Source organism: Streptomyces sp. C1-1 (assembly GCF_050214755.1).
Taxonomy (GTDB): Bacteria; Actinomycetota; Actinomycetes; order Streptomycetales; family Streptomycetaceae; genus Streptomyces.
Window position 1 is genome coordinate 5,522,677 of the sequence record NZ_CP189826.1, and the last position, 25,608, is coordinate 5,548,284.

Genomic DNA, 25,608 nt, shown 5'->3' on the forward strand with positions numbered 1-25,608 from the left:
CCTGCTCCGGCAGGGGGTGCCGCCCTTCGGCGTGTCCGGGGTCACAGGGCGGCCGGAAATGCGGGGACGCGTGCGGCGGTTGACGTTGACGCAGTGTCTATGCGTATGCACATACCGAGGAGTTTCCCCACGTGACCGCCACCACCTCCCGCGCCGCGGAGATCCTGTCCCGTCCCACCGCGATCAACGGCCTGACCGTCCCCAACCGCATCGTGATGGCGCCGATGACCCGCCAGTTCTCCCCGGGCGGCATCCCCGGCGAGGACGTCGCGTCGTACTACTCCCGCCGCGCCGCCGCCGGTGTCGGTCTGATCGTCACCGAGGGCACCTACGTCGGCCACGAGTCAGCCGGGCAGAGCGACCGCGTCCCGCGGTTCCACGGCGAGGAGCAGCTGGCGGGCTGGCAGAAGGTCGCCGAGGCGGTGCACGCGGCGGGCGGCACGATCGTCCCGCAGCTGTGGCACATCGGCATGGTGCGCGAGCAGGGCCAGCCGCCCTTCCCCGCCGCCCCCGCCGTCGGCCCCTCCGGCCTGGTCACCGCCGGTGCCGAGCCGACCGGCCGGGCGATGACCCAGCGGGACGTGGACGACGTCATCGGCGCGTTCGCCGCGGCCGCCGCGGCCGCCGAGCGCATCGGCTTCGACGGCGTGGAGATCCACGGCGCGCACGGCTACCTGGTCGACCAGTTCCTGTGGGCCGGCACGAACCGCCGCACCGACGCGTACGGCGGTGACCTCGTCGCCCGTACGAAGTTCGCGGCGGAGATCGTCGCGGCGGTGCGGGAGACCGTGTCGCCCGAGTTCCCGATCATCTTCCGCTACTCGCAGTGGAAGCAGCAGGACTACACCGCGCGGCTCGCCGAGACCCCCGAGGAGCTGGAGGCGATCCTCACCCCGCTGGCGGCGGCCGGGGTCGACGCCTTCCACGCCTCCACCCGGCGGTACTGGCTGCCCGAGTTCGACGGCGCCGACCTGAACCTGGCCGGCTGGACGAAGAAGCTGACCGGCAAGCAGGTGATCACCGTCGGTTCCGTCGGGCTCGACGGAGACTTCCTCCGCGGGTTCGCGGGCGAGGGATCTCCGCTGCGGGGCATCGACGACCTGCTCGACCGGCTGGAGAGCGAGGAGTACGACCTCGTGGCCGTGGGACGCGCCCTGCTGCAGGACCCGGAGTGGGCCGCGAAGGTGCTGGCCGGCCGCACCGAGGAGCTCGCGCCCTACGACGCGGCGGCGCTGAAGTCCCTGAGCTGAACGGCGAGTCCGCGCCGTCCGCCGACCGCGGCCGGCGCGGAGTCCGCTGGTTTGCTTGATTTCAGCAAGCTTGTTCGTTTGAGTGGATCGGCAGCCTTGCATCCCCCACCCGTGAGGAGCCGACGATGACGACAGCGGAAGGTCCGGTCGTACGCACCGGAGCCGGTGCGGTGCGCGGACGTCAGGAGGACGGGCTGACCGTCTTCCGGGGCGTCCCGTTCGCCGAACCGCCCGTGGGCGGGCTCCGGTTCCAGGCACCGCGCCCCGTGCGGGCCTGGGACGGGACACGGGAGGCGTACGCGTTCGGGCCGCCGCCCCCGCAGGACCTCGGCATCCAGGGCCGCAGGGGCGTGCTGGAGGCGCCCGACGGCGACGACTGGCTCACCGTCAACGTCTGGACACCGCAGGCCGATCCGGCCGCGCTCCGCCCGGTGATGGTGTGGATCTACGGCGGAGCCTACAAACTGGGCCACTCCGGCAGCCCCGGCTACGACGCCCGACGCATCGCCCGCGACGGCGACCTGGTCGTCGTCACCCTCAACTACCGGGTCGGCGTGGAGGGGTTCGCGAGCATCGAGGGGGCGCCCGCCAACCGGGGCCTGCTCGACCAGGTGGCCGCCCTGGAGTGGGTACGGGACAACATCACGGCGTTCGGCGGCGACCCCGGCCGGGTGACCGTGTTCGGGGAGTCGGCGGGCGCGGGGTCGGTGGCGGCGCTGCTGGCGATGCCGGGTGCGCGGGGGCTGTTCGGGCGGGCGATCGCCCAGAGCGTTCCGGGCACCTTCTTCTCCGACGAACTCGCCCGGGACATCGCCGCCGAGATCGCCAAGGAGGCCGGTCTGCCGCCGACGGCGGCCGCGCTGTCCGCCGTGGACCCCCGTCTGCTCACCTCGGCCGGCGAGGCGTTGAGCGCGAAGATGCGGCAGTACGAGGACCGCTGGGGCCAGGTGGCGCCCACGGTCACGCCCTTCTCGCCGGTCGTCGACGGCGAGGTGCTGCCCACCACGCCCTGGCAGGCGCTGGCCGCGGGCGCGGCCCGGGACGTGGACCTGCTCGTCGGACACAACCGCGACGAGTGGCGGCTGTTCCTCGTCATGGGCGAACTGCTCGGCAAGGTCACCGAGGAGCAGGCGGCGTGGGCACTGCGGACGTTCGGGCCCGGCCCCGACGCGGAGCGGGCCTATCGCACCGCCCACCCCGACGCCACCCCGAGCGACCTGTACGAACGCGTCCAGACGGACTGGCTGTTCAACATGCCGAGCCTGCGGCTGGCGGAGGCGCAGTCGGCGGGTGGCGGCCGCGCCCACGTCTACGAACTGACCTGGCCGGCCCCCGGCGCGGGCGGCGTCCTCGGTGCCTGCCACGGCCTGGACATCCCCCTGCTGTTCGGCACGTTCGAGGCGGACCTCGGCAACCTGCTCTTCGCCGGGAGCGGTGTGCCGGCTGAGGCGGAGGAGCTGTCGGCGCGCTTCCGCGCGTCGTGGACGGCGTTCGCGCGCACCGGCGACCCGGGCTGGCCGGCATACGGGGAGCAGGACCGTCTGGTCCAGGTACTGGACGCCCGGCCCGAGGTACGGCCCTACCCCGAGGAGGCCACACGCCGGCTGTGGGAGGGCCACGAGTTCACCGCGCTGCCACTGCTTTCGCGGAACTGACCTTTTCAGGCCTTCTTCAGAGCCAGCAGTCGCTCAGAGGTTGCCCAGCGGCTCGATGTCGACCTTCACCGGGGTGCCCCACACCCGCAGCACCTCGTAGTCGGTGAACTCGTGCACGAGCCGGTAGGCCATGGCGGCGCGCGGGCCCCGGCGCTGGGCGGCGAGATACAGCTCCGCCTCGCGGCGGTCCCGTCTCGGCGTACCGCACAGCTGCCACTCCTGCCCCGTCCACAGCTCCGCCAGCCAGCGCTGCTGGGGCTGGGGACGGTCGCCGCGGACGCCGTAGCGGGAGGGCGCTGACTCGGTGGGGTGCACGGGCAGCGGGCCGCCGTTGAACTCGGCGCGGCGAGCCGCCCGACGCCGGGTCTCGCACAGCAGGCAGAGATCGGGGGCGCTCTCGTCGACCGGGCCGTTCGGGTGCTCGGCGCAGCGGGTGGCCGGAGCGGCCGTGGAGACGCTGTCGTCCAGGAGGTCCAGGGCGCGCCGCAGGTCGGCCTTGACCTCGTGCAATCTGGCGTCCGGGGTGTCGGCGGTGAGGGCCTCGCCGTGCTCGCCGAGGAGGCGGAGGGCTCGGCCCAGGGCGGTGAGCTGGGCGTGGTTCATGGGTATCAGTCTGCTTCGTGTTCGGGCCGAAAGGTGTGCGGGGGCTCGACGGGGCTCGGGCCGGTCATGTGGCCCAGTAGTCGCGCTCCGGCAGTTCGACCCAGTGGTCCGGCGGGCCGAGGACCGCCCGGGCGTCGGTCGGACGCAGGCCGGGGTACGCGAGGCAGTACGACAGCGTCCTGTAGTGGTGGACGTAGGAGAACAGGACCTCCTCCGGGCTCTCCTCCGCGTACGGGCCGCCGCCCGGGTGCAGGTCCCAGCCCTCGCAGACGCCGTCGCGGTGAACACTGCCCTGGTCGCCGCTCTTGGGGTTGGCGTACAGGCCGTAGGAGACGGTGCCCACCGAGAGGCGGGTGTGGACGCCGGGCATCGAGGGGCCGTACCCCCAGGGCTGGGTGACGACGCAGCCGCCCGGCACGGTCGTCACACCGACCAGGCGGAGGATGTCGTCCAGCTCGTAGTCGTACGGGTCCTCCAGCACGTCGGCCAGCAGTTCGGCGTCGGCTGGGGTCGCCTCCAGCCGCCGTATCGCCTCCTCGGCGTCGATCCCGGCCACGCAGGCCAGCCCGAAGCCCTCGTAGTGGAAGTCGCCGAGGGCCGCGCCGAGCCGTCGGCCCTCCTCCGCCACCGCGCGCTCCGCCTCCGTCAGGGGCTCCACCGCGCCGAGGGACGCGAACACGTCCGGCTCGGGTCCGGCGAGACTCAGCCGGGCCGGCGTCCAGCCGCCGAAGCCGCTCCACGCCGGGTCGGCCCCGGCGGCGGCCAGCGCACGCGCGTTGTCCATGCGGCCCGCCACGACCGCGTCCCACAGGGCCGTCGTCCCGTTCTCCGGCGCGTCGACGTCCGCGACCCGGCGGGCCAGCTCGGCGACCACTTCGGGCGAGCCGTCCACCGCGGCGCGATGAAGGGGCCGCGATCCGCCCAGGCCCCACCGCTCCGGGTCGGCCCCTGCGTCCAGGCGCCGCTTCACGTCCGCGTGATCGAGCCAGCCGCGGTAGTCCATACCGCCCCAGGCGTCGCCGTCCCGCCCTGCCATCCCCTGCCCCCTCCGGCCGTGGAAGTCCGTGATCACACCATCGCAGACGGCACTGACAACGGGGTGGGGCTCCCGGCTCCGGCGGGCCTTCCGCTCAGCGGGGCGCTGCCGCCAGGGCTGCTCGCAGGTGGCCGTCCGACTCCTCCAGCAGTCGGGCCGCCGTGGGGCCGTCCACGTCTGCCAGGAGGGTGAGGATCGCGTTCTTCACCTCACCGTCCGTGGCCGCCAGCGCCCGCTCGATCTCCTCGTCCGGCGCGCCCGTGGCGAGGGCGACGATGCGCCGGGAACGGGCCCGCAGCTTCTCGTTCGAGGCGCGTACGTCGACCATCAGGTTCCCGTACGTCTTGCCCAGCCTGATCATCGTGATCGTCGAGAGCATGTTGAGGACGAGCTTCTGGGCCGTGCCGGCCTTGAGACGGGTGGAGCCGGTCAGCAGCTCCGGCCCGACCACGATCTCGATCCCGTGCTCGGCGGCCGCGGCGAGCGCGCTGTCGGCGTTGCAGGCGAGCCCGACCGTCAACGCGCTCTGCCGGCGGGCGTGTTCGACGGCCGCGATGGCGTACGGGGTGCGGCCGGACGCGGAGATCCCGACCACCGTGTCGGCGGAGGTGAGGGCGAGGGCGTCCAGATCGGCGCGGGCGAGTTCGGCGGAGTCCTCGGCGCCCTCGACGGAGGTGACCATGGCGGCGGGGCCGCCCGCGATGAGCCCCACCACCTGTTCGGGATCGGTGTTGAAGGTCGGCGGGCATTCGGAGGCGTCCAGCACCCCGAGCCGGCCGGCGGTCCCGGCACCGGCGTAGATCAGCCGCCCGCCGCGTGCCATGCGGTCGGCGATGGCGTCGATGGCGGCGGCGATCGCCGGCAGCCGTGCGGCGACGGCCGCCGGGACGGTGGCGTCCTCGCCGTTCATGAGCCGGGCGATCTCCAGGGTGGGCAGCCGGTCGATGTCGGCGAGGTCGGGACGGAAGGCCTCGGTGGTGAGCGATTCCAACTCGGCGCGCAGATCACGGGGGTTGGAGGTGGAGGTCATGGTGGAGCGGCTCTTTCGTGAAGTGCTGCCAGGAACGTGAGAGAAGGAAGGGCGAGGGGCTACCGCCGGTGCCGGTGGGCGAGCGCCTCGTACGACGCGGCCAGCGAGGGCGCCGCCGTCTCGTACGTCTTCTGCGCCACCCCCACGAACAGGCAGTCCACGACCAGCAGTTGACTGGTCCGGGACGACATCGCGGCCGGCCGCAGCTCGCTCTCCCGGGCGATGGACGTCGTCAGCACGTGATCGGCGTACTGGGCGATCGCCCCGTCCGGCCGCCCGGTGATCGCCACGGTCGTCGCCCCGCGCTCGAAGGCCACCCGCAGCGGCTCCACGACGTCCCCCGTCGACCCGGAGTGCGTGATGGCGATGGCGACGTCACCCGCCCGCAGCTGCACCGCGTTCGTCACGGCCAGGTGCGGGTCGCTGTGCGCGTGGGCTATCAGCCCTATCCGCAGCAGCTTCTGGGTGAGGTCCTGGGCGACCAGCCCCGACGCGCCCACCCCGTACACGTCGATGCGCCGTGCCACGGCGGCCGCGGCGACCGCGGCCCCCAGCTGCACGGTGTCGAGTCCGGCCGCCGTGTCGGCGAGCGTCTGCTGCTCGTCGTAGGCCAGTTTGGCCACGACGTCGGCGATGGGGTCGTCGACGGCGATGTCGGTGGTGATGGCCGGGGCGCGGCCCGACTGCTGCTGCGCCGCGAGCCCGGCGAGGGCGAGCCGCAGATCCCGGTACCCCGGGTACCCGAGCAGCCGGGCGGTGCGGACCACCGTCGCCTCGCTGGTGCCGGTGAGCTCGGCGAGCCCGGTGACCGTGAGGGCGGCGCAGCCGGCCGGGTCGCCCGCGACGGCCTCGGCGACGCGCTGCATGGAACGTGTCATGGAGGGGGCGAGCGTGCGCACCTTGGCGGCGAGGGCGGCGGGGGCGGGAGGCGCGGTGCCCGGCGTGCCCGCACCGTGGCCGGCGAAAATTTCCTTCACGTTCTGGGTCACGTATGAAAGATATTTTCGGCCGAGGCACCGGTCAAGAGTGCGCACAATGGGTGCATGGATCCCTCCGACACCCCCGAAACCCCGGGCGCCCCGGTCGCCCCCCTGGAGCGGGCGCTGCACGTGGCGCGCGCCCTCGTGCTCGCCGACCTGGCCGCGGGGCGGGTCGCCGCGGCGGACGTGGTGTCCATGGTCGAGGACTCCGTCGCACAGCGGCGCTGGTGGGTCGAGCAGTGGCCGCAGGGCGCGGAGTTCGTGACGGGGCTGGTCGCCCAGGACGTCCAGGACGCCCTGCTGGAGACGTACGGCCGCTGGCCGCTGTGCCCCGTCTGCGGCTCCGGCGACCCGCACGCGCTGGAGGTCGAGCCCGAACTGGGCGCCGACCCGCACTGGGTCTGCCACAAGGCGGGCGTGCGGGTCGCGGCGGTCGGGGCGCTGGGGCCGGCGACGGGCGGGACGCCCGCGTCGTGACCGTCTACATCGACCCGCCGGACTGGCCCGGCCACGGCCGCATGTGGTCCCACCTCATCAGCGACGTCTCCTACGACGAACTGCGGCTGTTCGCCGACGGGCTGGGCGTGCCGCGGCGCGCCTTCGAGCGCGACCACTACGACATCCCCTCGCACCGGTACGCGGACGCGGTGGCCGCCGGGGCGGTGCAGGTCAGCAGCCGAGAGGTGGTGCGGCTGCTGACCGCGGCGGGGCTGCGGCGGCCCAAGGGCCGTGTTCAGCGCCCCAGTTCGTAGGCGAACGCCTCCGCTTCCTCGCTCACCCTGCGGAACCCGGCGCGGGTGACGACCGCCTGGGAGGGGAGGTTGTCGCGGTCGACCGTCGCGAAGAGCGCGCGGACGTCGTCCCGGGCGAACGCCCAGTCGGCGAGGGCCCGCAGCGCCTCGGTCGCGTAGCCGTTGCCGCGGGCGGACTCGACCAGGTCGTAGCCGACCTCCACCCGCCCCTCCTCGTCCGGGACGCCGTGGAAGCCCATGCCGCCGATCGCCCGGCCGTCCTCCCGGCGGACGAGGACGAAGACGCCGAACTCCGGCCGGTGGACGCCCTCCTCGTAGGCCTTCAGCAGGAAGCCGGCCGCCTCCCGGGTGCCGGCGTACGGGCCGCCGGCGATCCAGTCGAAGCCGCCGTCGCCGCCGAGCACCAGGTCGCGCGCGGACGCCGGCGTGATGCCCTCAAGGGTGAGGCGGTCGGTGGTGTGGACGAGGTTGTTGTGCCAGCGCCACTCGGTGACGGGGGCCCGGCCGGGCAGTTCGCCGCGCCCGGTGGCCCACAGCAGGGTCCGCCAGGCGTCGGAGTCGGGCCGGACGTGCGGGAAGATCGTGCTGAGGACGAACTCCGCCACGGCGGACGGCGGTTCGTAGGCCAGCCCCAGGCCGGCCGTCATGTCGTACGTGTGCAGCAGCACCTCGGCGACGCCCATCGCGGCGAAGCCCTCGCGGTTCGCGCTGCGGAAGGGGTACGGGTGGAAGGCGCGGGCCTCGCGCGGGGCGGTGCGGACCGCCGCGGCGAGCAGGGCGCCCATCGACTCGACGAGGTGCAGCAGGCCCGTGTTGTCGGTGCCCTCGTCGAGCGTGATCTCGAAGGGGACGTAGCCGTCGCGGGCGCGTCCGGCGAGGTTCGCCGCGTAGCCGACGAGGCACTCCGCGATGTGGAACGCCGTCTCGTGGACGGTCCACTCCATCCCGGCCGCCCGCACCGCCGTCCAGTCCCGGTCCACCGCTGGCCGCAGTGCCGCGAGACAGCCCGCGACGGCCTCTTCCACCTGATCCCCGCCCATTGCACGCATGGGCCGAAGGCTATTCGGCCCCCTCCACGGCGGTCGACAGGATTTCCAGCTCGGAGGAGAGGTTGTATCGGGCCGTCGCCTCCCACTTCTCCTGCCCGTAGGGCGTCCTGAACAGCCGTGGAAGAGCGAGGAGTTGACGCAGGATGTCGGCCCGCCCCGCGCGGAAGGCGTCGTTCGGCACGAAGTGGTACTCCTCGCGTACGGCCGCGGTGTAGGCGGCGTACGCGGCGGGCGGCGAGGCGAGGACCGCGAGGTCGGCGTCGCACAGCACCTGGCCGTCGCGGTCGCCGTCGGCGGGGTCGTGGGTGACGGTGAGCCGGACCAGCCGGGCGACCTCGGCGGTGGTGTCGTCGGGGACGCCGGCCTCGGTCAGGGCGCGTTCGGCGAGGTGGGCGGAGCGCTCCTCGTTCTCGGACCGGTCCGGGAGGTAGACCGCGTCGTGGAACCAGGCCGCCAGACGCACCGTGTCCGGATCGTCCGCGTACTCCTCCAGCGTGTCGACGTGGTCGAGGACGGCGACGAGGTGCGCGAGCGTGTGGTATCGGCGCTGCGGCTCCCGCCAGCGGGCCAGCAGGTTGTCGGCGTACGGCACCGGATCGGGGCCGGCGGCGGAGCCTCGGGCTCCGGCCAGCGCACGGGTCCAGCGGGAACGCAGAACGTCGAGATCGGCCATACCCCCATTCTCCCGCCGACCACCTCCCGCCCCTAGCGTGACCCCATGACTACTACGACTCCCGAAGCGCGCGATCCCGAACTGCCCGGGCGGCTTCTGGCTGCCGAGCGTGATGTCTTCGTACCGCTGTTGCGGGCCCGGCCGGACGCGGACTTCGCGGTGCCGACCACCGGGTGTCCGAGGTGGACCGTGCGGGACGTGCTCGCGCACTGTTCGTCCGCGCTGATGCGGGTGGTGGAGAGCCGGTTCGAGAAGGGCGTCTTCTCGCCCGAGGCCAACGACCGCGACATCGCCGAGCGGGCCGGGTGGACGAACCGGCAGGTCGTCGACGAGCTGGAGCGTGGGATGACCGAGGCCGGACCGGTGATCGCCAAGGCCGGCGGCATCCTGGACATGGTCGCGCTGGGCGAGTGGGTGCACGCCGGCGACGTACGCGAGGTGTGGGACGAGCCGGGCGCCTATGCCGGCGCCGGGCTCCCGGACGCGCTCGCCCTCCTCGCCCGGATCACCCGCGAGAAGGGCCGCGCGCCGCTCCACGCCGACCTGGAGGACGTGGACGAGCCGCTGCTGCTGGGCGAGGCGAGCGGGGACCGGCCGCCGGCCCGTTTCCTCGGCGAGGCCGCCACCCTCGTACGGCTGTACGCGGGCCGTCCGGTGCCGCAGGGCGTGTCCTACGAGCTGGTGGGAGTGGAGGCGGGAGATCTGAACATCTTTGGCTGAGGGGCGTCGTCGTGCGGGCGGCCGCAGGGGCGTAGTCTTTGAATTGGACTAGACCTGTGTACCGGAAGCGTACCCTCCGCCCGATCGACGAATGGGGTCCCATGAGCAAGCGTGCAGTCCTGGAGGTGATCGCCCTCGACGCCGAGGACGCGGTCGCCGCCCAGGCCGGAGGCGCGGACCGCCTCGAACTGGTCACCGACATCGCGGCCGACGGCCTGACCCCGCAGGCCGCCACGTTCACCGCGATCCGCGCCGCCGTCGACATCTCGCTGCGCGTGATGCTGCGGCTGGCCGACGGGTTCGCGGCGGGGGACGTGGGCCGGCTGGCCGGGGTGGCCCAGGACATGCGGGCGGCCGGGGCCGACGAGTTCGTGCTCGGGTTCCTCGACGGCGAGGGCTGTGTCGACCTCGCCGCGGTGGAGCGGGTCGTGGCCGAGCTGGACGGCTGCCGCTGGACCTTCCACCGGGCCATCGACCACACGGCCGACCGGGACGGGCTGCGCAAGCGGCTGGACGGTCTGCCGGGCCTGGACACCATCCTCACCGCGGGCTCGGCCGCGGGCGTCGACGACGGGCTCCCCACCCTGCTCGCCGAGGCGGCCAGGGGCGGGGAGCCCGGCTACGAACAGCAACTGCTGGTGGGCGGCGGCCTCCGACTGGACCACGTACCCCGCCTGCGCACCGCCGGCATCGACGCCTTCCACATCGGCGGGGCGGCGAGGCCCGGCGGCTGGGACGCGCCGGTGTCCGCGGCGGCCGTGGGCCGGTGGCGCCGGGTGCTGGACGGCTCCACTCCCCAGCCGCTCACCCTTTGAGCTGGGGCGGCAGCGGCGCCGCGTGGGTGACGATCAGGCCGGAGACGGCTCGGGTCAGGGCCACGTACAGACGGCGCAACCCCGTCCGCTCGTCCGGCTCGCCGTCCACCACGGCTTGCGGTTCGTCGAGGACCACGTAGTCGTACTCCAGGCCCTTGGCGAGCGAGGCCGGGACCAGGGTGAGACGGGTCTCGGCCGTCGTCTCCTCGCCGGGGGCCAGGTAGCCGATGCCGGCCGCCGTCAGTGCCTCCGCGAGCGCCGCGACGCGGGCGTCGGCCGCGATGAGACCGGTCGAGCCCTCGTTGCGGAGCAACTCCTCGCAGGCGGCGACGACTTCGTCGGTTGCCGTGACCGACCGCAGGTCGAAGAAGCCGGGATTCTCACGGACCGACGCGACCGGGGTGAGGCCGGGGGCGATGTGCGGCAGGAGCCGGGAGGCGTAGGTGATGACGTCCGTCGGCACTCGGAAACCGGCCGTCAGTTCCTCGATCACGCCGTCCGCCTTGCCGAGGTGGGCGAGGGCCTCGTCCCAACTCCGGGTCGCCCAGGGCGTGGTGCCCTGCGCCAGGTCGCCGAGGACCGTCGCCGAACCGGTGGTGCAGCGGCGGCCGACGGCGCGGTACTGCATGGGGGACAGGTCCTGCGCCTCGTCCAGGACGACATGGCCGAGGGAGTGCGTGCGCTGCACGACGTCCGTCGTCTCGTCGATCAGTACCGCGTCCGCCGCGGACCACTTGGCCGCCTTGACGCTGCGCACCGGCTTCGCCCACAGGATCGTCTTGCGCTCCTCCTCGGTGAGGACGCCCTCCGCGTGCTCGGCCAGGAAGTCCGCGTCCGTCAGCAGCCGCAGCACCAGCTTCGCCGGGTCGACCGGCGGCCAGATCTGCTTCACCGCCGCCTTCACCGCCGCGTTGCGGGCCACCGCGTCCTGCACCCGGTCGTCCGGCGCCTCACCGGAGCGCTCCATCTGCACCAGGACCGCGTGCGCGATGCGCTGCGGAAGGGCCTCACGGGCGGCGCCGTAACGGATGTCCCGCTCCAGCAACTCACGGACGATGTCCTGCAGTTCGTACGCCGGGACGCGCCAGCGGCGCGAGCCGCGTACCACGACGACCGGCTCGGTCGGCATGGTCACGTGCGAGTAGACGGCCCGCCGCAGCACCTGGGCCATCCGCGCGTCGCCCTTGACGACCGCGGCCGTCGCGTCGTCCGTCCCGCGCACCTCCACCTGCGCCACCAGGTCGTCCACCGTCGCCTGCTGCACGGTCAACTCGCCCAGGGCGGGCAGCACTTGCTCGATGTAGTGCAGGAAGGACCGGTTCGGCCCGATGACGAGCGTGCCGGTGCGGGCGAGGCGCTCGCGGTGGGCGTACAGCAGGTAGGCGACCCGGTGCAGGCCCACGGCCGTCTTCCCGGTGCCCGGGCCTCCCTGCACGCACACCGTGCCGCCGAGCCCGGACCGCACGATCTCGTCCTGCTCCGGCTGGATGGTGGCCACGATGTCCCGCATCGGACCGACACGCGGGCGCTCGATCTCCTGCTGGAGCAGCTTGCTGGTGCGCGCCGCCTCCGCCGGGTCGGAGAGGTGCTCGTCCTCGTACGCGGTGATGTCGCCGCGCGTGTAGCCGAAGCGGCGGCGCAGCGCGATGTCCATCGGGTCCTTCTTGGACGCCCGGTAGAACGGCTGCGAGACCGGCGCCCGCCAGTCGATGACCATCGGGTCGCCGTCGTGGTCGTGCACGTGCCGGCGCCCGATGTAGAAGCGCTCGCCGTACGCCCCCTCGGCCTGGTCCGCGCCGGGGGCGTGCAGGTAGTCGAGGCGGCCGAAGAACAGCGGGGTGTCGCTGAGGTCGGCCAGCGCCTTGATCCGCTCGTCGATCTGGCGGGCCAGGACCTCGGCGTTGACCCAGTTCGCGGTGACGTCCTTGATGTCGAGCGACTCGACGTCCTCGCGCATGGCGCGCAGCGCGGCCCGGGATTCGGCGAGGTGGGAGCGCTCGCGGGAGAGGGGGTCGTCGAGGGGCGCGGGGTCGTCGACGGACGTGGACAAGGGGGTGCCTCCGAAGGTGCTGCGGGCCGTGTGACTGCTGCTGCGAGGTGCCGACCGGTTTCCGGCCGGTCGGCGGCGCTCCGTCGAGGGAGGCGGGCAAGAGCGGAGATTTTAGGCGAGGGGGCGGTACGGTGGCCAACCGATTTTCCGACCCGGTCCGCCCCGCTTCCCGGCTCCCCCTAGGGGTTCACCCTTCCATCCCCGGGTGGACGCCTTCACCCATGGGGGGTACCCAGGTATCACAGCAAGTGGGGACCTTGGGCCGATGCTCTCCTTATGTCCGGGACGCCACCATGGATACATGAGTGCAGCGACCATCACCCCGGCCCCCGGTCGCCCGTCCGGTGCGACCCCCGTCTCCGACCTCCACGGCACCCACCGCCTCGGCAACGCTCTCCGCGCGATCCGTGTCTTCGCCGGCGCCGCCTTCGACGTCGTCATACTCGGCGAGTACGGCGAGGAAGCGGGCGTCCGCCGCAAGTGATCCGCGGGACCACCTGAGTAGGCGGCCACGCGTGGGATGAGTATCCGTACCGGTGCCCCGCAGTCCGGCGCCCCGGTTCACTGCTCGTATGACCACACAGCACTTCGCGGCACAGCCCCCGGCCTCGTCGGACCCGGCCGGGCGGGACCCCAGGGCGTGGATCGCGCCGCTGGTCGCGACGGTTCTCCTGGTGTTCCTGGGACCGGCCGCGGTGCTCTTCGGCGGCCTGTCCGCCATGGCGACGGACGCCTGCGGCCCCGACGACTGCTCGTCGGCGCTCACCACCCACCTGTCCTTGATCTACGGCACCCTCGAGTACGGCACCCTGCCCACCCTCGCCGCGCTCGCCACGGCCTGGGCACTGCCCTGGAAGCTGCGCTGGCTGCCCGTCCGGGTCTGCGCCGCACTCGCCGCCGTGTTGCCGGCGCTGTTCGTCCTGCTGCTGGTGTTCACCCTGCCCGCGCCCTGACGGCGGGGCCTCAGCCCTCCGCCAGGATCTCGTCCGCGTCCACGATCCGGTACGCGTACCCCTGCTCCGCCAGGAACCGCTGCCGGTGCGCGGCGAAGTCCTGGTCGATGGTGTCCCGGGCGACCACCGAGTAGAAGTGGGCCTGGTGGCCGTCGGCCTTCGGCCGCAGCACCCGCCCCAGCCGCTGGGCCTCCTCCTGCCGCGAGCCGAAGGTGCCGGACACCTGGATCGCGACCGTCGCCTCCGGCAGGTCGATGGAGAAGTTCGCGACCTTCGACACCACCAGCACGCTGATCTCGCCCTCGCGGAAGGCGTCGAAGAGCCTCTCGCGCTGGGTGTTGGAGGTCTCGCCCTTGATGACGGGCGCGTTCAGGTGCTCGCCCAGCTCGTCGAGCTGGTCGATGTACTGGCCGATGACGAGGATCTGCTGCCCCGCGAACCGGCGTACGAGCGCCTCGGTGACCTTCCGCTTGGTCGCGGTCGTCGCACAGAAGCGGTACTTCTCCTCCTGCTCGGCGGTGGCGTAGGCGAGCCGCTCGGAGTCGGTGAGGTTGACCCGGACCTCCACACAGTCGGCCGGCGCGATGTAGCCCTGCGCCTCGATCTCCTTCCACGGAGCGTCGAACCGCTTCGGGCCGATCAGCGAGAACACGTCCGACTCACGGCCGTCCTCGCGCACCAGGGTCGCCGTCAGCCCGAGCCGCCGCCGCGCCTGGAGGTCCGCGGTGAACTTGAACACCGGGGCAGGCAGCAGGTGCACCTCGTCGTAGACGATCAGCCCCCAGTCGCGGGAGTCGAACAGCTCCAGGTGCGGATAGACGCCCTTCCGCTTCGTCGTCAGCACCTGGTACGTGGCGATGGTGACGGGCCGGATCTCCTTGCGCGTCCCGCTGTACTCGCCGATCTCGTCCTCGGTCAGCGAGGTCCGCTTCACCAGCTCGTGCTTCCACTGCCGGGCGGAGACGGTGTTGGTGACGAGGATCAGCGTCGTGGACTTGGCCTGCGCCATCGACCCGGCGCCGACCAGCGTCTTGCCGGCCCCGCAGGGCAGCACGACGACCCCGCTGCCGCCGTGCCAGAAGTTCTCCACGGCCTGCTTCTGGTACGGCCTGAGCGCCCAGCCGTCCTCGGCGAGCTCGATCGGGTGCGCCTCTCCGTCCACGTATCCGGCGAGGTCCTCGGCCGGCCAGCCCAGCTTCAGCAGCGTCTGCTTGATCTGCCCGCGCTCGGAGGGGTGCACGGCGACGGTGTCGGGGTCGATGCGGGCGCCGACCAGCGGCGCGACGCGCTTGGAGCGCAGCACCTCTTCCAGCACCGGCCGGTCGGTGGTGGTCAGCACCAGTCCGTGCGCGGGGTGCTTGCTCAGCGTCAGCCGGCCGTACCGGTCCATCGTGTCGGCGACGTCCACGAGCAGGGCGTGCGGCACCGGGTAGCGGCTGTACTGCACCAGCGCGTCGACGACCTGCTCGGCGTCGTGCCCGGCGGCACGCGCGTTCCACAGCCCCAGCGGAGTCACCCGGTAGGTGTGGATGTGCTCGGGCGCCCGCTCCAGTTCCGCGAAGACCGCGATGGCACGGCGGCACTCATCGGCCTGCTCGTGGTCGACCTCCAGGAGCAGGGTCTTGTCGGACTGGACGATGAGAGGACCGTTCACCTAGGCACTTCCCTTCCGCACGGCCAAACGTCCAGTGTGCCTCAATCGCGGGCGATCAGGGCCGGTCGGCCGGGGGCTCCGCCAGGCGGCGCAGATGCGGTCCGTACTCGGGGTCGGCGAGGGCGTGGGCGAACTGGGCGGTCAGATAGGCCAGCGGGTTGCCGGTGTCGTACCAGCGGCCCTGGATGACCTGGCCGTAGGCGGCCCTGGTGGCGGCGTAGGCGTTGATGGCGTCGGTGAGGTAGATCTCGCCGGTGCGGTGCTCGTACCAGGCGCTGGTCTGCTTGCGCAGTTCCTCGACGATCCCCGGGGTGATGACGTAGCCGCCGATGGCCGCGTAGGCGGAGGGCGCGTCCTGCGGCTTGGGCTTCTCCACCAGGCCGGTGATGCGCAGCAGGCCGTCGCCGAGGTCCTCCTTGACGCGGGGGACGCCGTAGCGCTGGGAGTCGGCCGGGTCCATGGGGAGCAGGGCGAGGACGGGGCAGCTGGTGGCCTCGTAGGCGCGGATCAGCTGCTGGGCGCGCGGGACCTCGGCGACGAAGACGTCGTCCGGCCACAGGACGAGGATCGGCTCGTCGCCGACGTTGCGGGCCGCGTTGAGCACGGGGGTGCCGTTGCCGTACGGGCCGTGCTGGTCGAGGTAGGTGATATGGCCGCGCCGGGACAGCTCGGCGACCTCCTCGACGGCGTCCGCGTAGGCCGTCTTGCCGTCCGCCCGCAGCTGGGCGACCAGTGCGGGATTCGGCCGGAAATGGTCCTGGATCAGGCCCTTGCCGCCGGAGACGACGATCGTGATGTCGGTGATCCCGGACGCGACCAGCTCGCGGACGGTGTGCTCGATGACCGGCTTGTCGCCGACCGGCAGCATCTCCTTCGGGATCGCCTTGGTGAGGGGGAGGAGGCGGGAGCCCAGCCCGGCGGCGGGGATGACTGCGCGGCGGATCGTCGTGGCCATGGGGTCGGTCCCTTTCGTCGGTCGCGGTCCGTCAGGAGACTGCCCGTGCCGGGCCGCGCGGAGGCATGCGGAGGTCGGGTTCACGCCTCGTCGGCGAGTTCGGCCACCCCCGTCACCCGGTGCAGCGGGTACGTCCGTACCTCGTCCGCGGTGTGGTCGTACGCCGTCACGAAGCCGCCCTCCACACGGATGGGGGCGATGACGCGCTGGCTGGCGGAGCCCTCGGCGTTGACGTAGCCGATCCACAGCGCCTCGCCGGTCAGTACGGCGGCCTGCATGGTGGCGAGGGTCTCGGCGGAGCTGGTGCGGGGCAGGTCGCCGCCGGCGAGCGGGGTGGCGGTGGGCTTGCGCGGGGCGGTGGCGGCCAGGTCACCGGCCCGGATGGCGCGGATCGCGGCCGCGAGAAGGGTGGCGTCCGGGGCCGGTGGGCCGTCGGGGACCGGCTCGGGGGGCGTGCGCGGCGGGGTGCGGTGGGCGTCGGCGCGGGTGATCAGGACGTCGCCCTCGGCGGACTCGGCGGCCGGGGCGAAGCCCATCGCGCGCAGGCCGTCCAGGAGGGCGGCCGGGTCGGCCTGGGCGGCCAGCACGGTGGGCGCGAGGCGGCGCAGCCGCAGGCCGGCGGCCCGCTTGTCGGCCATGATCTCGTTGAGCAGGGAGTCGTCGTCGCAGCGCACGTACGCCGAGGCCGCGCCGACCCTGAGGTGCCCGTGCTTACGGGCCACGTCGTCGATCAGGTACGCCAGCGGCTGGGGGACCGGCGTACGCGAGTGCGCGGTGAGGAAGGCGTGCAGGTCGGCCGCGGTCTGCCCGGCGTCCAGGGCACGCCGGACGGAGCCGGGCGTGAACCGGTAGACGGTCGCCCCGCCCTTCGACTCGACGTCCGCGAGCACCCCGAGCATGTCGGCGAGCGGCCGCTGCAACGGGCCGGGCGCCACGGCCGTGAGGTCGGCCTGGAGCAGCACGTGGTCGAGGGGTTCGGGCAGCAGCGGGGCGAGCAGCCGTGCGGCGGCCGCGGAGGCGACGGCCTGCTCGGCGGGGGAGAGGGGCTCCACGACGACCGGCGTGTGGTGCACGGGGAGCTTGTCCCCGGGGCCGGCGGACCGAGCCGCCTTCCCGGCGGTGGGTGCCGGCGCCCCCAGCAGGGCCCGGCCGTGGGCCGACAGTGCTCCGCGCCCCGTCACTCCCAGCAGCTCCGCCTCCGACAGTGTCCAGCGGGCGAGCCGGGCGCGCAGGTCGTCCTCGCGGCGCTGCGGGCGCTCCCAGGCCAGACGGGCCAGCATCGACTCCGGCGACGGCGCCGCGCCCTCCGGCAGCCCGGCCAGCAGGGTCAGCACCCGGTGGCGTACCTCCGGCGCGGCGGACCGGTCGAGGCCGGGGCCCAGCGCCGACAGCGTGCGGTCCTTCGCGTCCCGGCCGCCCACCAGTCCCGGCGTCCGCGTCGCCGTCAGCCAGGCCTCCGCGAGCCGGGTCCAGCGCAGGTCGGCGGGCTGCTGAAGCCACTCGTCGTGGGCCGGGGTGGCGGCGAACCGCTCGTCGGCCTCCCCGTCGGACGCCAACAGCCCGGCCGCGTAGGCGAGTTCGACCCAGAACGCGGCGACGGGCTCGGCGACGTCCAGGGCGACGGCGGTGCGCTTGAGGTCCCGTACGCTCAGGCCGCCCGCGCGCAGCACCGCGGGTCCGCCCTCGTCCCAGTCCTTCACCAGCTCCTCGACCGTGGCCAGCGCGGTGTACGCCTGCCCGGCCGCCGTCGCGTCCACAACCTGTGGACGGTGGGTGGCCGCGGGCTCCACGGCCGGCGGCATCGGCTCGGTCGCGCGGTGCGCGCGGCCGGCGCGCAGATGCAGGGCCACCTCGCGGGGCAGGACGACGGTGCCGGGCGCGGTGGGCAGCAGCAGCCCGCGGTCCAGCAGCCAGCGCAGTCTGGCCGCCGGGTCCGCGGTGACCTGGCCGTACGGCGGCCCCCACACCAGCCGGTCGAGCACCTCCCGGGACTCCGCGGGCGCCTCGGCGAGCAGGGCGGCCATGCGGGCGCGGTCGGTGAACAGGCCGGTCAGCGCGGTGACCGCGGAGACCGAGTCGTGCGTCGTGGCCAGGCCCGCCTTCGTCACGATCTCCTGGACGCGGCCCGGCGACATGCCCGCCGTGGCCTCCTGCACCGTGGGCCCGAGCCCCGTCGGGGAGGGGTGCTGCGCGGAGGGCGCGAGCAGTTCGCGGGCCGTCCGTACCAGCCGCAGCCGCTCGTCGTCGCCCCACACCAGGGCCTGTGCGCGCAGGGCGCCCAGGGCGCGGGGGAGCGCCGCGGCGACGGCCGGGTCGCCCTGGTCGCCGGTCATCAGGCCGAGCAGTTCCCCGTACGACGCCGGGTCCCCGGCGACCGCCAGCGCCTGCGCCGTCTGCAGCGCGAACCGGTCCAGCCGTTCCAGGGCGCGCACGACCGAGGCCCGGGTGCCGGCCCGGGTGGCCAGTTGGGTGAGGTCGGAGGGCACGGGGGTGATGAGATCGGGGCGGGCACGCAGCAGCTCCGCCAGGGAGGCGTCGTCCCTGAGCCGGAGCGCCTCTGCGAGGGAACGTGGGCCAGGGGTGCTCATCTGACCCACGTTAGCGGGTACGAGATGAGGGCGTTCCGCAACGAAAGGGGCGGACGGGCGGAGAACGGGGTGTTCACCTGCGCTACCGTCGTTGCGACGGGGTATCCAACGCACCCGCCCCGGAGGGGACTTCGTGGGTATCGAGAGCGACAAGGTCGTCTACGAGTATCTGAGCCGCGTCGGCGACGTGGCGCAGCAGCGGCAGTTGCCCTCGGCCGCCCGGATGCGGCTGGTCTCGGAGCTGCGCAACGAGATCGACCGGCGGCGCGCCAAGGCCACCGTCGACAGCCCGGCCGCGGTGCGCCGGATCATCAACCGGCTCGGCAGCCCCGACGAGGTCGTCGAGGCGGCCGGGGGCGGCCCCGCCGCAGCGGGCGCCGCCACTCCCACGCACGTGCCGGTGCAGCGGGACGACGAACCGGCGGGCGAGGAACCGCGCAAGGGCCTGCGCCGGGTCGTGCCGCGTCCCCGCCCGAGCGGACCGGTGCCCCTGGACAAGCCGTCCGCCCCCTCCGACGCCCCGTCCCCGCCGCACCTCGCCGGAGCGCACGAACTCGGCGGCAGCGCGACCCGGCCCGACTGGTGGCGGGTGGACAGCGCGCGCTTCGGCGACAGCCTCCCCCCGGGTTTCACCGGTGGTGTGGAGATCCCGGACCTGCTCAGGGCCCCGCGCCCGCAGGAGGAGCGGGAGCCGGCGGCCGAGAAGGCGGAGCAGGCGGAGAAGACCGTGGAGGCCGTGGCGGACGCCGTGCCCGGGGCCGGGGCGCCCGCCGCCGCCCGCCGCCGGCTCCTTCCGCTGTCCTCCGGCCGCTGGAGCAACCCCCTTCTGCTGATCGCCGCCGCGCTGCTCGTCGCGGGCGCGGTCCTCGGGAACTGGTTCGCCCTGCTGCTCGGCTGGCTCATCGCCTACGCCTCCCGCCGTCTGACCCAGAACGAGTCCAAGTGGGCGGTCGTCCGCATGCCGGGCCTTGCGGTGACGGCGGGTGTGGTGTGGCTGTGGGGCCGCAACGACGGCCGCTGGGGCGACCCCATCGCGCAGGGGCACATGAACGACGCGATCTCCCAGACCTGGCCGTGGGTGGTGCGGGGCGCGGCGATGCTGTCGGCGCTGTATGTCGTATGGCGCTCGCAGCGCAAGGCGTAGGCGCGCGGACGATGTACGTGTAGGTCGCACCCGGCGGACGCCCGACCGCCGCAAGGGCCGGGCACAATGGCCCATATGGCCACCACGACCCAGCCCGCCCTCACCGTCGGCTTCGACCTCGACATGACCCTCATCGACTCCCGGCCCGGCATCCACGCCTGTTACCGGGCGCTGTCCGAGCGGACGGGGACGCACATCGACGCCGATCTCGCGGTCACCCGGCTCGGGCCACCGCTGGCCGAGGAACTGGTCAACTGGTTCCCGGCGGAGCGCATCGAGGAGATGGCCGATCTGTACCGGTCGATGTACCCGACGATCGCGATCGCCGCGACGCCCGCGATGGCCGGCGCGCGCGAGGCCATCGACGCGGTGCGGGCGGCCGGCGGACGGGCGATAGTCGTCACCGCCAAGTACGAGCCGAACGCCAGGCTGCACCTGGAACACCTCGGCATCCGGCCCGACGAACTGGTCGGTGACCTGTGGGCCGAGGGGAAGGCACGGGCACTGCGCGAGCACGGCGCCGGGGTCTACGTCGGCGACCACACCGGCGATGTGCGCGGGGCGCGCACGGCCGAGGCGCTGTCGGTGGCCGTGGCGACCGGACCGTGCAGCGCGGAGGAACTGACGGCGGCCGGGGCGGACGTCGTTCTCGGGGATCTGCTGGAATTCCCGGCCTGGCTGGCCGAATACGACCGGTCCGACTCCTATCGGCCCGCCCGCGCCTGACGCCGCCCGGCCGCGATCGAACGCAGCACTCCGGCGGCGGCGATCAGGAAGCCGACGCCCATGAGCATGCTCAGTCCGAACATGAACGTGGGAAATGGCTTCGCGTGCAGGAGCAGCGGAGCCACTGTGACCAGAGTGGCCACGGCACCGATGAAGAACACGATGGCTCCGGCACGGATCAGTCGGTCACCGGGCGCGGCGGAATTCGTTTGGGTTTTGTCACGCACCGGACCAGGGTAGTTCCCAGCGCGAAGGAACAACCCTGCGACGTCTTGTCACCCGCCTGAAGACCATTAGCCTTGGTACCGGCGGGTCCGCGACGACCCGCCCGAGTGCTATCAAGAGCCGTTTCCGAAGCAGTTTTCCGACGAGTACGAGGACGAGGACAGACGTGCCTACCGGCAAGGTCAAGTGGTTCAACAGCGAGAAGGGCTTCGGCTTTCTCTCCCGTGACGACGGCGGTGACGTCTTCGTCCATTCCTCGGTCCTTCCCGCCGGAGTGGAGACGCTCAAGCCCGGCCAGCGAGTGGAGTTCGGCGTGGTCGCCGGACAGCGCGGTGACCAGGCCCTTTCGGTGACGGTTCTGGATCCGACCCCGTCGGTCGCGGCGGCCACCCGCAAGAAGCCGGACGAACTGGCCTCCATCGTCCAGGACCTGACGACCCTTCTGGAGAACATCACGCCGATGCTCGAACGGGGCCGCTACCCCGAGAAGACCGCAGGAAAGAAGATCGCCGGGCTGCTGCGCGCGGTCGCCGACCAGCTCGACGTGTAACACCGCGGACCGGCCGGCATGGGCGAGACACGGACCGACTCCGGCGCCGGGGCCACCACGGGGGCCCCGTCCGCCGAGCTGCTGGAGCGCATCCGCAAGCAGCGCCGCCAGACCCTGGAGCTGCTCACCGTGTCCGCCGTCGGCCTGGTCCCGTGGACGATCCTGCTGTGGTTCACGCTGCCCAGCGGCTACACGGTCCGCCAGTGGCGCACGGCCTGGGTCGGCTTCGACGCCCTGCTGGTGCTCGCGATGGCGTCCACCGCCGTACTCGGCTGGCGCCGCCACCGCGCGGTCGCCGTGGCGGCCACCGCGACCGCGGCCCTGCTGCTGTGCGACGCCTGGTTCGACGTGTCGCTGGCCCTGGGCACCCCGGACGTGTGGCTCTCGGCGGCCCTCGCGGTGGTCGTGGAGGTCCCCCTGGCCGCCTTCCTCATCCGCAAGGTCCTCTCCATGCTCTCCCTGGCCCACTGGCCACCGCGCACTCCTCTCGCGGACGGTGACCAGGAGGCTCTCAACGGGCGCGGGGCTGTGTCCGATATACGGCTGCCGCCGCGCGGGCGCGACTAGGGCCCGCGGCCGCCTGACGGCAGGCCGTGGCACCCCGGTGGGCGACGTCACGGGAACGCCAGTGCCTCCGGGCCCAGCGCCGGGACCAGGCCCTCGGCCGCCGCCCGCGTCAGCAGGCCCCGTACCGCCGCGTACCCGTCCGCTCCCAGCTCGGCCGTGAACTCGTTGACGTACAGGCCGATGTGCTGGTCGGCGACGGCCGGGTCCATCTCCTGCGCGTGCTCCATGACATACGGCCGGGACACCTCGGGCGCGTCCCAGGCGGCCCGTACGGACGTACGGATGGACTCGGCCAGCGACTGAAGCGTCTGCGCGCCCAGCGACCGCTTCGCGATGATCGCGCCCAGCGGGATCGGCAGCCCGGTGGTGTCCTCCCAGTGCTCGCCCATGTCCGCGAGCTTGTGCAGCCCGTAGTTCCGGTACGTGAAGCGCGCCTCGTGGATGACGAGACCGGCGTCGACCTTCCCGTCCCGCACGGCGGGCATGATCTCGTGGAAGGGCAGGACGACGATCTCGCCGACCCCGCCCGGCAGGGTGTCCGCAGCCCACAGCCGGAACAGCAGATACGCCGTCGACCTCTCGCTCGGCACCGCCACCGTGCGGCCGGTCAGTCCCCCACTGCCGAAAGCGTGGGAGGTGCCCCCAGCCCCGGGCTCCCGCGTCAGCACCAGCGGCCCGCAGCCCCGCCCCAGCGCACCGCCGCACGGCAGCAGGGCGTACTCGTCGAGGACGTACGGCAGGACCGCGTACGACACCTTCAGCACGTCGAACTCGCCACGCTCGGCCATGCCGTTGGTGACGTCGATGTCGGCGAAGGTCACGTCGAGGGCCGGGGCGCCGGGGACGCGGCCGTGGGCGAGGGCGTCGAAGACGAAGGTGTCGTTGGGGCAGGGCGAGTACGCGATCCGCAGGGGCTGCTCACTGGTCATACGGTTTCCAACTCTCCAGGACGGGCGCGAGCTTCCCGAAGGCCGTCGTCAGGGCGGCGAGAGCCTCGCCGATGCGCCAGGCGGCACGGTCGCGCGGGCCGACGGGGTTGGAGACCGCGCGGATCTCCAGCACGGGCACGTGGTGGGCGGCGGCCGCCTCGGCCACCCCGAAACCCTCCATGGCCTCGGCGAGGGCACGGGGGTGGCGGGCCCGCAGCTCGGCGGCGCGCTCGGCGGTGCCGGTGACCGTGGAGACGGTGAGCACCGCGCCGGGGCGTGCGCCGGTCGCGCTCACGATGTCTCGTACGAGTGTTTCCGGCGGACGGTGGGTGACGGTCCCGAAGCCGAGCTCCGTCACGGGCACGAACCCGTCGGCGGTCTCCGCCCCGAGGTCGGCCACGGTGATCTCGTCGGCGACGACGAGCGAGCCGACGGGCGCCTCGGGCGGGAAGCCGCCGGCGATGCCGGCCGAGACGACCAGGCCGTAGGGGGCGCCTTCGAGGGCGGCGGTGGTGAGGGCGGTCGCGGTGGAGGCGGCCGCGAGGGCGGGTCCCACCCCGGCGGCGATCACGGTCACCGCGTCACCGGTGAACGCCCTGGCCACCGCGTCCCGTTCTGCGGGGACGGCGGTGGCGACCAGGACACGTACCGAGGACGTGATCAGTCGTCCTTCTTCAGCTTGAACGACCACAGGCCCGTCACGCCGGTGCCGTTCTTCTTGCCGTCGCCGGCCTTGATGGACACGAGCGTGGAGTTGCCCGTGGCGCCGTACTGCTGGTTGAAGAAGACGCTGCCCGGGATGGTGCGGTAGGTCTTGTCGCTGTCCTCGGTGAGCGGCTGACCGTTCATCAGGATCGTCCACCGCTTGTCGGCGATCTTCGGGTCGACGCCGAAGCGGACCGTCTCGTCGGGGTCGACCTTGATGGACTTGATGTCGGAGTCCTTCAGGCACTTCGCCAGGTCCGTGGTGTTCAGGTTCTTGCTCTCGCCACCGCAGGTGGCCTCCGAGCTGACCGAGGAACGGCCGACCGTCACCGTCGACAGCGGGGTCGGCTTGTCACAGGCCGACAGGACGAGCAGTCCGGCGGAAACGGCGCCGGCGGCGGCGACGGCACGGCGGCGTCGCACAACGGCGCGATCATGTGCGGCTCCGCCGCGTGGCATGGAGGTCATGGCGGAAGGCTATAGGGAGCGCCTGACGCTCTCCTTACCTGGGGTGCGACGTGCCTGTGTGTTACGCCACGCGAGGCTTGCTCCCGCCCCCGTGCCGGGCCGAGCTCAGCAGCCCGCGCACCGTCGTCAGCCAGCCCGCGGCGAGGACCGCGGCGGCCAGGCACAACCCCGCCGTGCCGTTGAGCGGCATCACGATGCCGATCGCGCCGCCCAGCACCCAGGCCATCTGCAGCATGGTCTCCGAGCGCGCGAACGCCGAGGTGCGCACCAGCTCCGGCACGTCCCGCTGGATCAGCGCGTCCAGGGACAGCTTGGCCAGCGCCAGGCAGAAGCCGGTCGTCGCCGTGAGGCACGCCACGAGGAACGCGCCGAAGAAGATCGCCGCGACGATCGCCGCGCCCAGCACCACGGCCAGCACGGTGACGATGATGATCTCCGGCGCCCGCTGCCGCAGCCACGCCCCCACCGCCGTGCCGAGTGCGTTGCCCGCACCGGCCGCGACCGCCACCATGCCCAGCGACACGGCCGCGCTGGAGCCCGTCAGCGGGTGCTCGCGCAGCAGGAAGGCGAGGAAGAAGGTCAGGAAGCCGGAAAGCCAGCGCAGGGCGGCGTTGGCGCCGAGCGCGTGGGTGACCGCGAGGCCGACGGTCCGCAGACCGGGCCGCTTGACGGGCTGCCGGTGCAGGCCGTGCAGGTGGGCCTCGTCCGCGGCGAGCAGCGCGATGTCCTCGCCCTTGGCCGAGTCGACCTTCGGGGCCAGGGTGAAGGACAGGAACATGCCCCAGATGTAGAGCACGAAGGCGCCGTAGAGCGGCCAGCGCGGTCCGATGGCATGCAGCCCGGCGCCGATGGGGGCGGCCACGCCGGTGGCGAGAAGACCGCCGAGGGTGACCCGGGAGTTGGCCTTCACCAGGGAGAAGCGGGGCGGAAGCAGCCGGGGCACGACGGCACTTCTCACCACGCCGTACGCCTTCGACGCGACCAGCACGCCCAGCGCCGCCGGATACAGCTGCAGGCTGCCCGTGGAGACGGCACTGGCGATGATCAGCGCGAGCAGGGCGCGGGCGAGCATGGAGGCGGCCATCGCGGCGCGGCGGCCGTGCGGGAGCCGGTCCAGGAGCGGTCCGATGACGGGGGCGAGGACGGTGAACGGCGCCATCGTGATGGCGAGGTAGAGCGCGACGCGCCCGCGTGCCTCGTCCGTCGGCACGGAGAAGAACACGGTGGAGGCCAGCGCGATGGTGATCATGAGATCGCCGGCGCCGTTCACGGCGTGCAGTTCGATCAGCTTGCCGAGACCCGACTCGCCCGCCCCGTGCGCGTGGGTGGCCTTCCTGATTCCCCGGGCGGTTCCGGTCACGGGAAAGTGCAGCGCACGCCCGACGGCGCGGACGGACCCGCCGAACCGGCCCGAACCGCCACCACGACTGCTGCCCTTGATCCCACCGACCCCGGTGGCTCCTTGGGGCGTCCTTGCGGCTGCCACTCCGTCATAGTGCCCCGAGAAAGCCGTGTGTAGTGCGGTTACCGC

Annotated in this window: 27 protein-coding genes; 12 read left to right on the forward strand and 15 right to left on the reverse strand. The window is 73.1% G+C overall.

What is annotated here, in order from left to right; translation table 11 throughout:
* Nucleotides 1-131: 131 nt before the first annotated feature.
* Both ACQF4J_RS25340 and ACQF4J_RS25345 read left to right on the forward strand, forming a co-directional pair.
* Nucleotides 132-1,250: an NADH:flavin oxidoreductase gene (locus tag ACQF4J_RS25340; RefSeq protein ID WP_427166844.1), complete on the forward strand. Its 1,119-nt coding sequence runs from the start codon at nucleotides 132-134 to the stop codon at nucleotides 1,248-1,250.
* Nucleotides 1,251-1,375: 125 nt separating this feature from the next.
* Nucleotides 1,376-2,905: a carboxylesterase/lipase family protein gene (locus ACQF4J_RS25345; RefSeq protein WP_351560690.1), complete on the forward strand. Its 1,530-nt coding sequence runs from the start codon at nucleotides 1,376-1,378 to the stop codon at nucleotides 2,903-2,905.
* A 33-nt stretch (nucleotides 2,906-2,938) separates the two neighbouring features.
* Here ACQF4J_RS25345 and ACQF4J_RS25350 read toward each other — a convergent pair whose 3' ends face one another.
* The 4 genes from ACQF4J_RS25350 to ACQF4J_RS25365 all read right to left on the reverse strand — a co-directional run bounded on the left by ACQF4J_RS25350 (nucleotide 2,939) and on the right by ACQF4J_RS25365 (nucleotide 6,563).
* On the reverse strand, nucleotides 2,939-3,508 hold the full coding sequence (locus tag ACQF4J_RS25350; RefSeq protein ID WP_351560692.1) for a hypothetical protein: 570 nt from the start codon (nucleotides 3,506-3,508) through the stop codon (nucleotides 2,939-2,941).
* A 64-nt stretch (nucleotides 3,509-3,572) separates the two neighbouring features.
* Complete coding sequence (locus ACQF4J_RS25355) at nucleotides 3,573-4,544, reverse strand: ankyrin repeat domain-containing protein (protein ID WP_427166845.1); 972 nt, start codon at nucleotides 4,542-4,544, stop codon at nucleotides 3,573-3,575.
* Between the two features lie 94 nt (nucleotides 4,545-4,638).
* A complete protein-coding gene (gene murQ, locus ACQF4J_RS25360; RefSeq protein WP_427166846.1) occupies nucleotides 4,639-5,574 on the reverse strand; it encodes an N-acetylmuramic acid 6-phosphate etherase in 936 nt (311 codons plus the stop codon).
* Nucleotides 5,575-5,633: 59 nt separating this feature from the next.
* Complete coding sequence (locus ACQF4J_RS25365; protein ID WP_351560698.1) at nucleotides 5,634-6,563, reverse strand: MurR/RpiR family transcriptional regulator; 930 nt, start codon at nucleotides 6,561-6,563, stop codon at nucleotides 5,634-5,636.
* A 54-nt stretch (nucleotides 6,564-6,617) separates the two neighbouring features.
* On the opposite strand from ACQF4J_RS25365, the gene ACQF4J_RS25370 reads away from it, so the two are divergent.
* Together ACQF4J_RS25370 and ACQF4J_RS25375 are read left to right on the forward strand one after the other, a co-directional pair.
* Nucleotides 6,618-7,031 (forward strand): hypothetical protein, encoded by a 414-nt coding sequence (locus tag ACQF4J_RS25370; protein WP_351560700.1) that lies wholly within the window; start codon nucleotides 6,618-6,620, stop codon nucleotides 7,029-7,031.
* A complete protein-coding gene (locus ACQF4J_RS25375) occupies nucleotides 7,028-7,306 on the forward strand; it encodes a DUF4031 domain-containing protein (protein WP_351560702.1) in 279 nt (92 codons plus the stop codon). The genes ACQF4J_RS25370 and ACQF4J_RS25375 overlap by 4 nt, the downstream gene beginning before the upstream one ends.
* Here the strand turns inward: ACQF4J_RS25375 and ACQF4J_RS25380 are convergent.
* Entirely contained in the window at nucleotides 7,288-8,355 is a 1,068-nt protein-coding gene (locus ACQF4J_RS25380; protein ID WP_427166847.1) for a GNAT family N-acetyltransferase, read from the reverse strand. The genes ACQF4J_RS25375 and ACQF4J_RS25380 overlap by 19 nt on opposite strands.
* 10 nt (nucleotides 8,356-8,365) lie before the next feature.
* On the reverse strand, nucleotides 8,366-9,028 hold the full coding sequence (locus ACQF4J_RS25385) for an HD domain-containing protein (RefSeq protein ID WP_427166848.1): 663 nt from the start codon (nucleotides 9,026-9,028) through the stop codon (nucleotides 8,366-8,368).
* A gap of 45 nt (nucleotides 9,029-9,073) precedes the next feature.
* On the opposite strand from ACQF4J_RS25385, the gene ACQF4J_RS25390 reads away from it, so the two are divergent.
* Both ACQF4J_RS25390 and ACQF4J_RS25395 read left to right on the forward strand, forming a co-directional pair.
* On the forward strand, nucleotides 9,074-9,748 hold the full coding sequence (locus ACQF4J_RS25390; RefSeq protein ID WP_427166849.1) for a maleylpyruvate isomerase family mycothiol-dependent enzyme: 675 nt from the start codon (nucleotides 9,074-9,076) through the stop codon (nucleotides 9,746-9,748).
* A gap of 101 nt (nucleotides 9,749-9,849) precedes the next feature.
* On the forward strand, nucleotides 9,850-10,563 hold the full coding sequence (locus ACQF4J_RS25395; RefSeq protein WP_427166850.1) for a copper homeostasis protein CutC: 714 nt from the start codon (nucleotides 9,850-9,852) through the stop codon (nucleotides 10,561-10,563).
* Here the strand turns inward: ACQF4J_RS25395 and ACQF4J_RS25400 are convergent.
* Nucleotides 10,553-12,613, reverse strand: a complete 2,061-nt coding sequence (locus ACQF4J_RS25400) for a HelD family protein (RefSeq protein WP_427166851.1) — start codon at nucleotides 12,611-12,613, stop codon at nucleotides 10,553-10,555. The genes ACQF4J_RS25395 and ACQF4J_RS25400 overlap by 11 nt on opposite strands.
* A 301-nt stretch (nucleotides 12,614-12,914) precedes the next feature.
* Here ACQF4J_RS25400 and ACQF4J_RS25405 point away from each other — a divergent pair, with 301 nt between their 5' ends.
* Both ACQF4J_RS25405 and ACQF4J_RS25410 read left to right on the forward strand, forming a co-directional pair.
* Nucleotides 12,915-13,097 carry a hypothetical protein gene (locus ACQF4J_RS25405; RefSeq protein ID WP_200705676.1) on the forward strand — a complete coding sequence of 61 codons (183 nt, stop codon included), beginning with the start codon at nucleotides 12,915-12,917 and terminating at the stop codon, nucleotides 13,095-13,097.
* Nucleotides 13,098-13,185: 88 nt separating this feature from the next.
* On the forward strand, nucleotides 13,186-13,566 hold the full coding sequence (locus tag ACQF4J_RS25410) for a hypothetical protein (protein ID WP_427166852.1): 381 nt from the start codon (nucleotides 13,186-13,188) through the stop codon (nucleotides 13,564-13,566).
* Between the two features lie 10 nt (nucleotides 13,567-13,576).
* Here ACQF4J_RS25410 and ACQF4J_RS25415 read toward each other — a convergent pair whose 3' ends face one another.
* From ACQF4J_RS25415 to ACQF4J_RS25425, 3 genes are all read right to left on the reverse strand, one after another.
* Nucleotides 13,577-15,220 carry a DNA repair helicase XPB gene (locus ACQF4J_RS25415; protein WP_351799053.1) on the reverse strand — a complete coding sequence of 548 codons (1,644 nt, stop codon included), beginning with the start codon at nucleotides 15,218-15,220 and terminating at the stop codon, nucleotides 13,577-13,579.
* A 55-nt stretch (nucleotides 15,221-15,275) separates the two neighbouring features.
* Nucleotides 15,276-16,175, reverse strand: coding sequence for a UTP--glucose-1-phosphate uridylyltransferase (locus ACQF4J_RS25420; RefSeq protein ID WP_427166853.1), 900 nt, complete (start codon nucleotides 16,173-16,175; stop codon nucleotides 15,276-15,278).
* A gap of 80 nt (nucleotides 16,176-16,255) precedes the next feature.
* Nucleotides 16,256-18,763, reverse strand: a complete 2,508-nt coding sequence (locus tag ACQF4J_RS25425; RefSeq protein WP_351560716.1) for a helicase C-terminal domain-containing protein — start codon at nucleotides 18,761-18,763, stop codon at nucleotides 16,256-16,258.
* Nucleotides 18,764-18,896: 133 nt separating this feature from the next.
* Between ACQF4J_RS25425 and ACQF4J_RS25430 the strand changes: the two genes are divergently transcribed.
* Both ACQF4J_RS25430 and ACQF4J_RS25435 read left to right on the forward strand, forming a co-directional pair.
* On the forward strand, nucleotides 18,897-19,907 hold the full coding sequence (locus tag ACQF4J_RS25430; protein WP_427166854.1) for a hypothetical protein: 1,011 nt from the start codon (nucleotides 18,897-18,899) through the stop codon (nucleotides 19,905-19,907).
* Nucleotides 19,908-19,982: 75 nt separating this feature from the next.
* Nucleotides 19,983-20,633: an HAD family hydrolase gene (locus ACQF4J_RS25435; RefSeq protein ID WP_427166855.1), complete on the forward strand. Its 651-nt coding sequence runs from the start codon at nucleotides 19,983-19,985 to the stop codon at nucleotides 20,631-20,633.
* Here the strand turns inward: ACQF4J_RS25435 and ACQF4J_RS25440 are convergent.
* Nucleotides 20,612-20,860, reverse strand: a complete 249-nt coding sequence (locus ACQF4J_RS25440) for a hypothetical protein (RefSeq protein WP_058924653.1) — start codon at nucleotides 20,858-20,860, stop codon at nucleotides 20,612-20,614. The genes ACQF4J_RS25435 and ACQF4J_RS25440 overlap by 22 nt on opposite strands.
* Before the next feature lie 164 nt (nucleotides 20,861-21,024).
* On the opposite strand from ACQF4J_RS25440, the gene ACQF4J_RS25445 reads away from it, so the two are divergent.
* Entirely contained in the window at nucleotides 21,025-21,408 is a 384-nt protein-coding gene (locus ACQF4J_RS25445) for a cold-shock protein (RefSeq protein WP_058924654.1), read from the forward strand.
* A gap of 18 nt (nucleotides 21,409-21,426) precedes the next feature.
* Entirely contained in the window at nucleotides 21,427-21,975 is a 549-nt protein-coding gene (locus ACQF4J_RS25450) for a hypothetical protein (protein WP_351560722.1), read from the forward strand.
* Between the two features lie 47 nt (nucleotides 21,976-22,022).
* Here the strand turns inward: ACQF4J_RS25450 and ACQF4J_RS25455 are convergent, their stop codons facing one another.
* The 4 genes from ACQF4J_RS25455 to ACQF4J_RS25470 form a co-directional block, all read right to left on the reverse strand.
* Nucleotides 22,023-22,904, reverse strand: coding sequence for a 1,4-dihydroxy-6-naphthoate synthase (locus ACQF4J_RS25455; protein ID WP_351560724.1), 882 nt, complete (start codon nucleotides 22,902-22,904; stop codon nucleotides 22,023-22,025).
* Nucleotides 22,894-23,595: a futalosine hydrolase gene (locus ACQF4J_RS25460; protein WP_351560726.1), complete on the reverse strand. Its 702-nt coding sequence runs from the start codon at nucleotides 23,593-23,595 to the stop codon at nucleotides 22,894-22,896. The genes ACQF4J_RS25455 and ACQF4J_RS25460 overlap by 11 nt, the downstream gene beginning before the upstream one ends.
* Entirely contained in the window at nucleotides 23,565-24,077 is a 513-nt protein-coding gene (locus tag ACQF4J_RS25465) for a DUF2771 domain-containing protein (protein WP_351560734.1), read from the reverse strand. Before ACQF4J_RS25465 ends, ACQF4J_RS25460 begins: the two co-directional genes overlap by 31 nt.
* Nucleotides 24,078-24,138: 61 nt before the next feature.
* Nucleotides 24,139-25,563 carry an MFS transporter gene (locus ACQF4J_RS25470; RefSeq protein ID WP_351560736.1) on the reverse strand — a complete coding sequence of 475 codons (1,425 nt, stop codon included), beginning with the start codon at nucleotides 25,561-25,563 and terminating at the stop codon, nucleotides 24,139-24,141.
* Nucleotides 25,564-25,608: the final 45 nt, after the last annotated feature.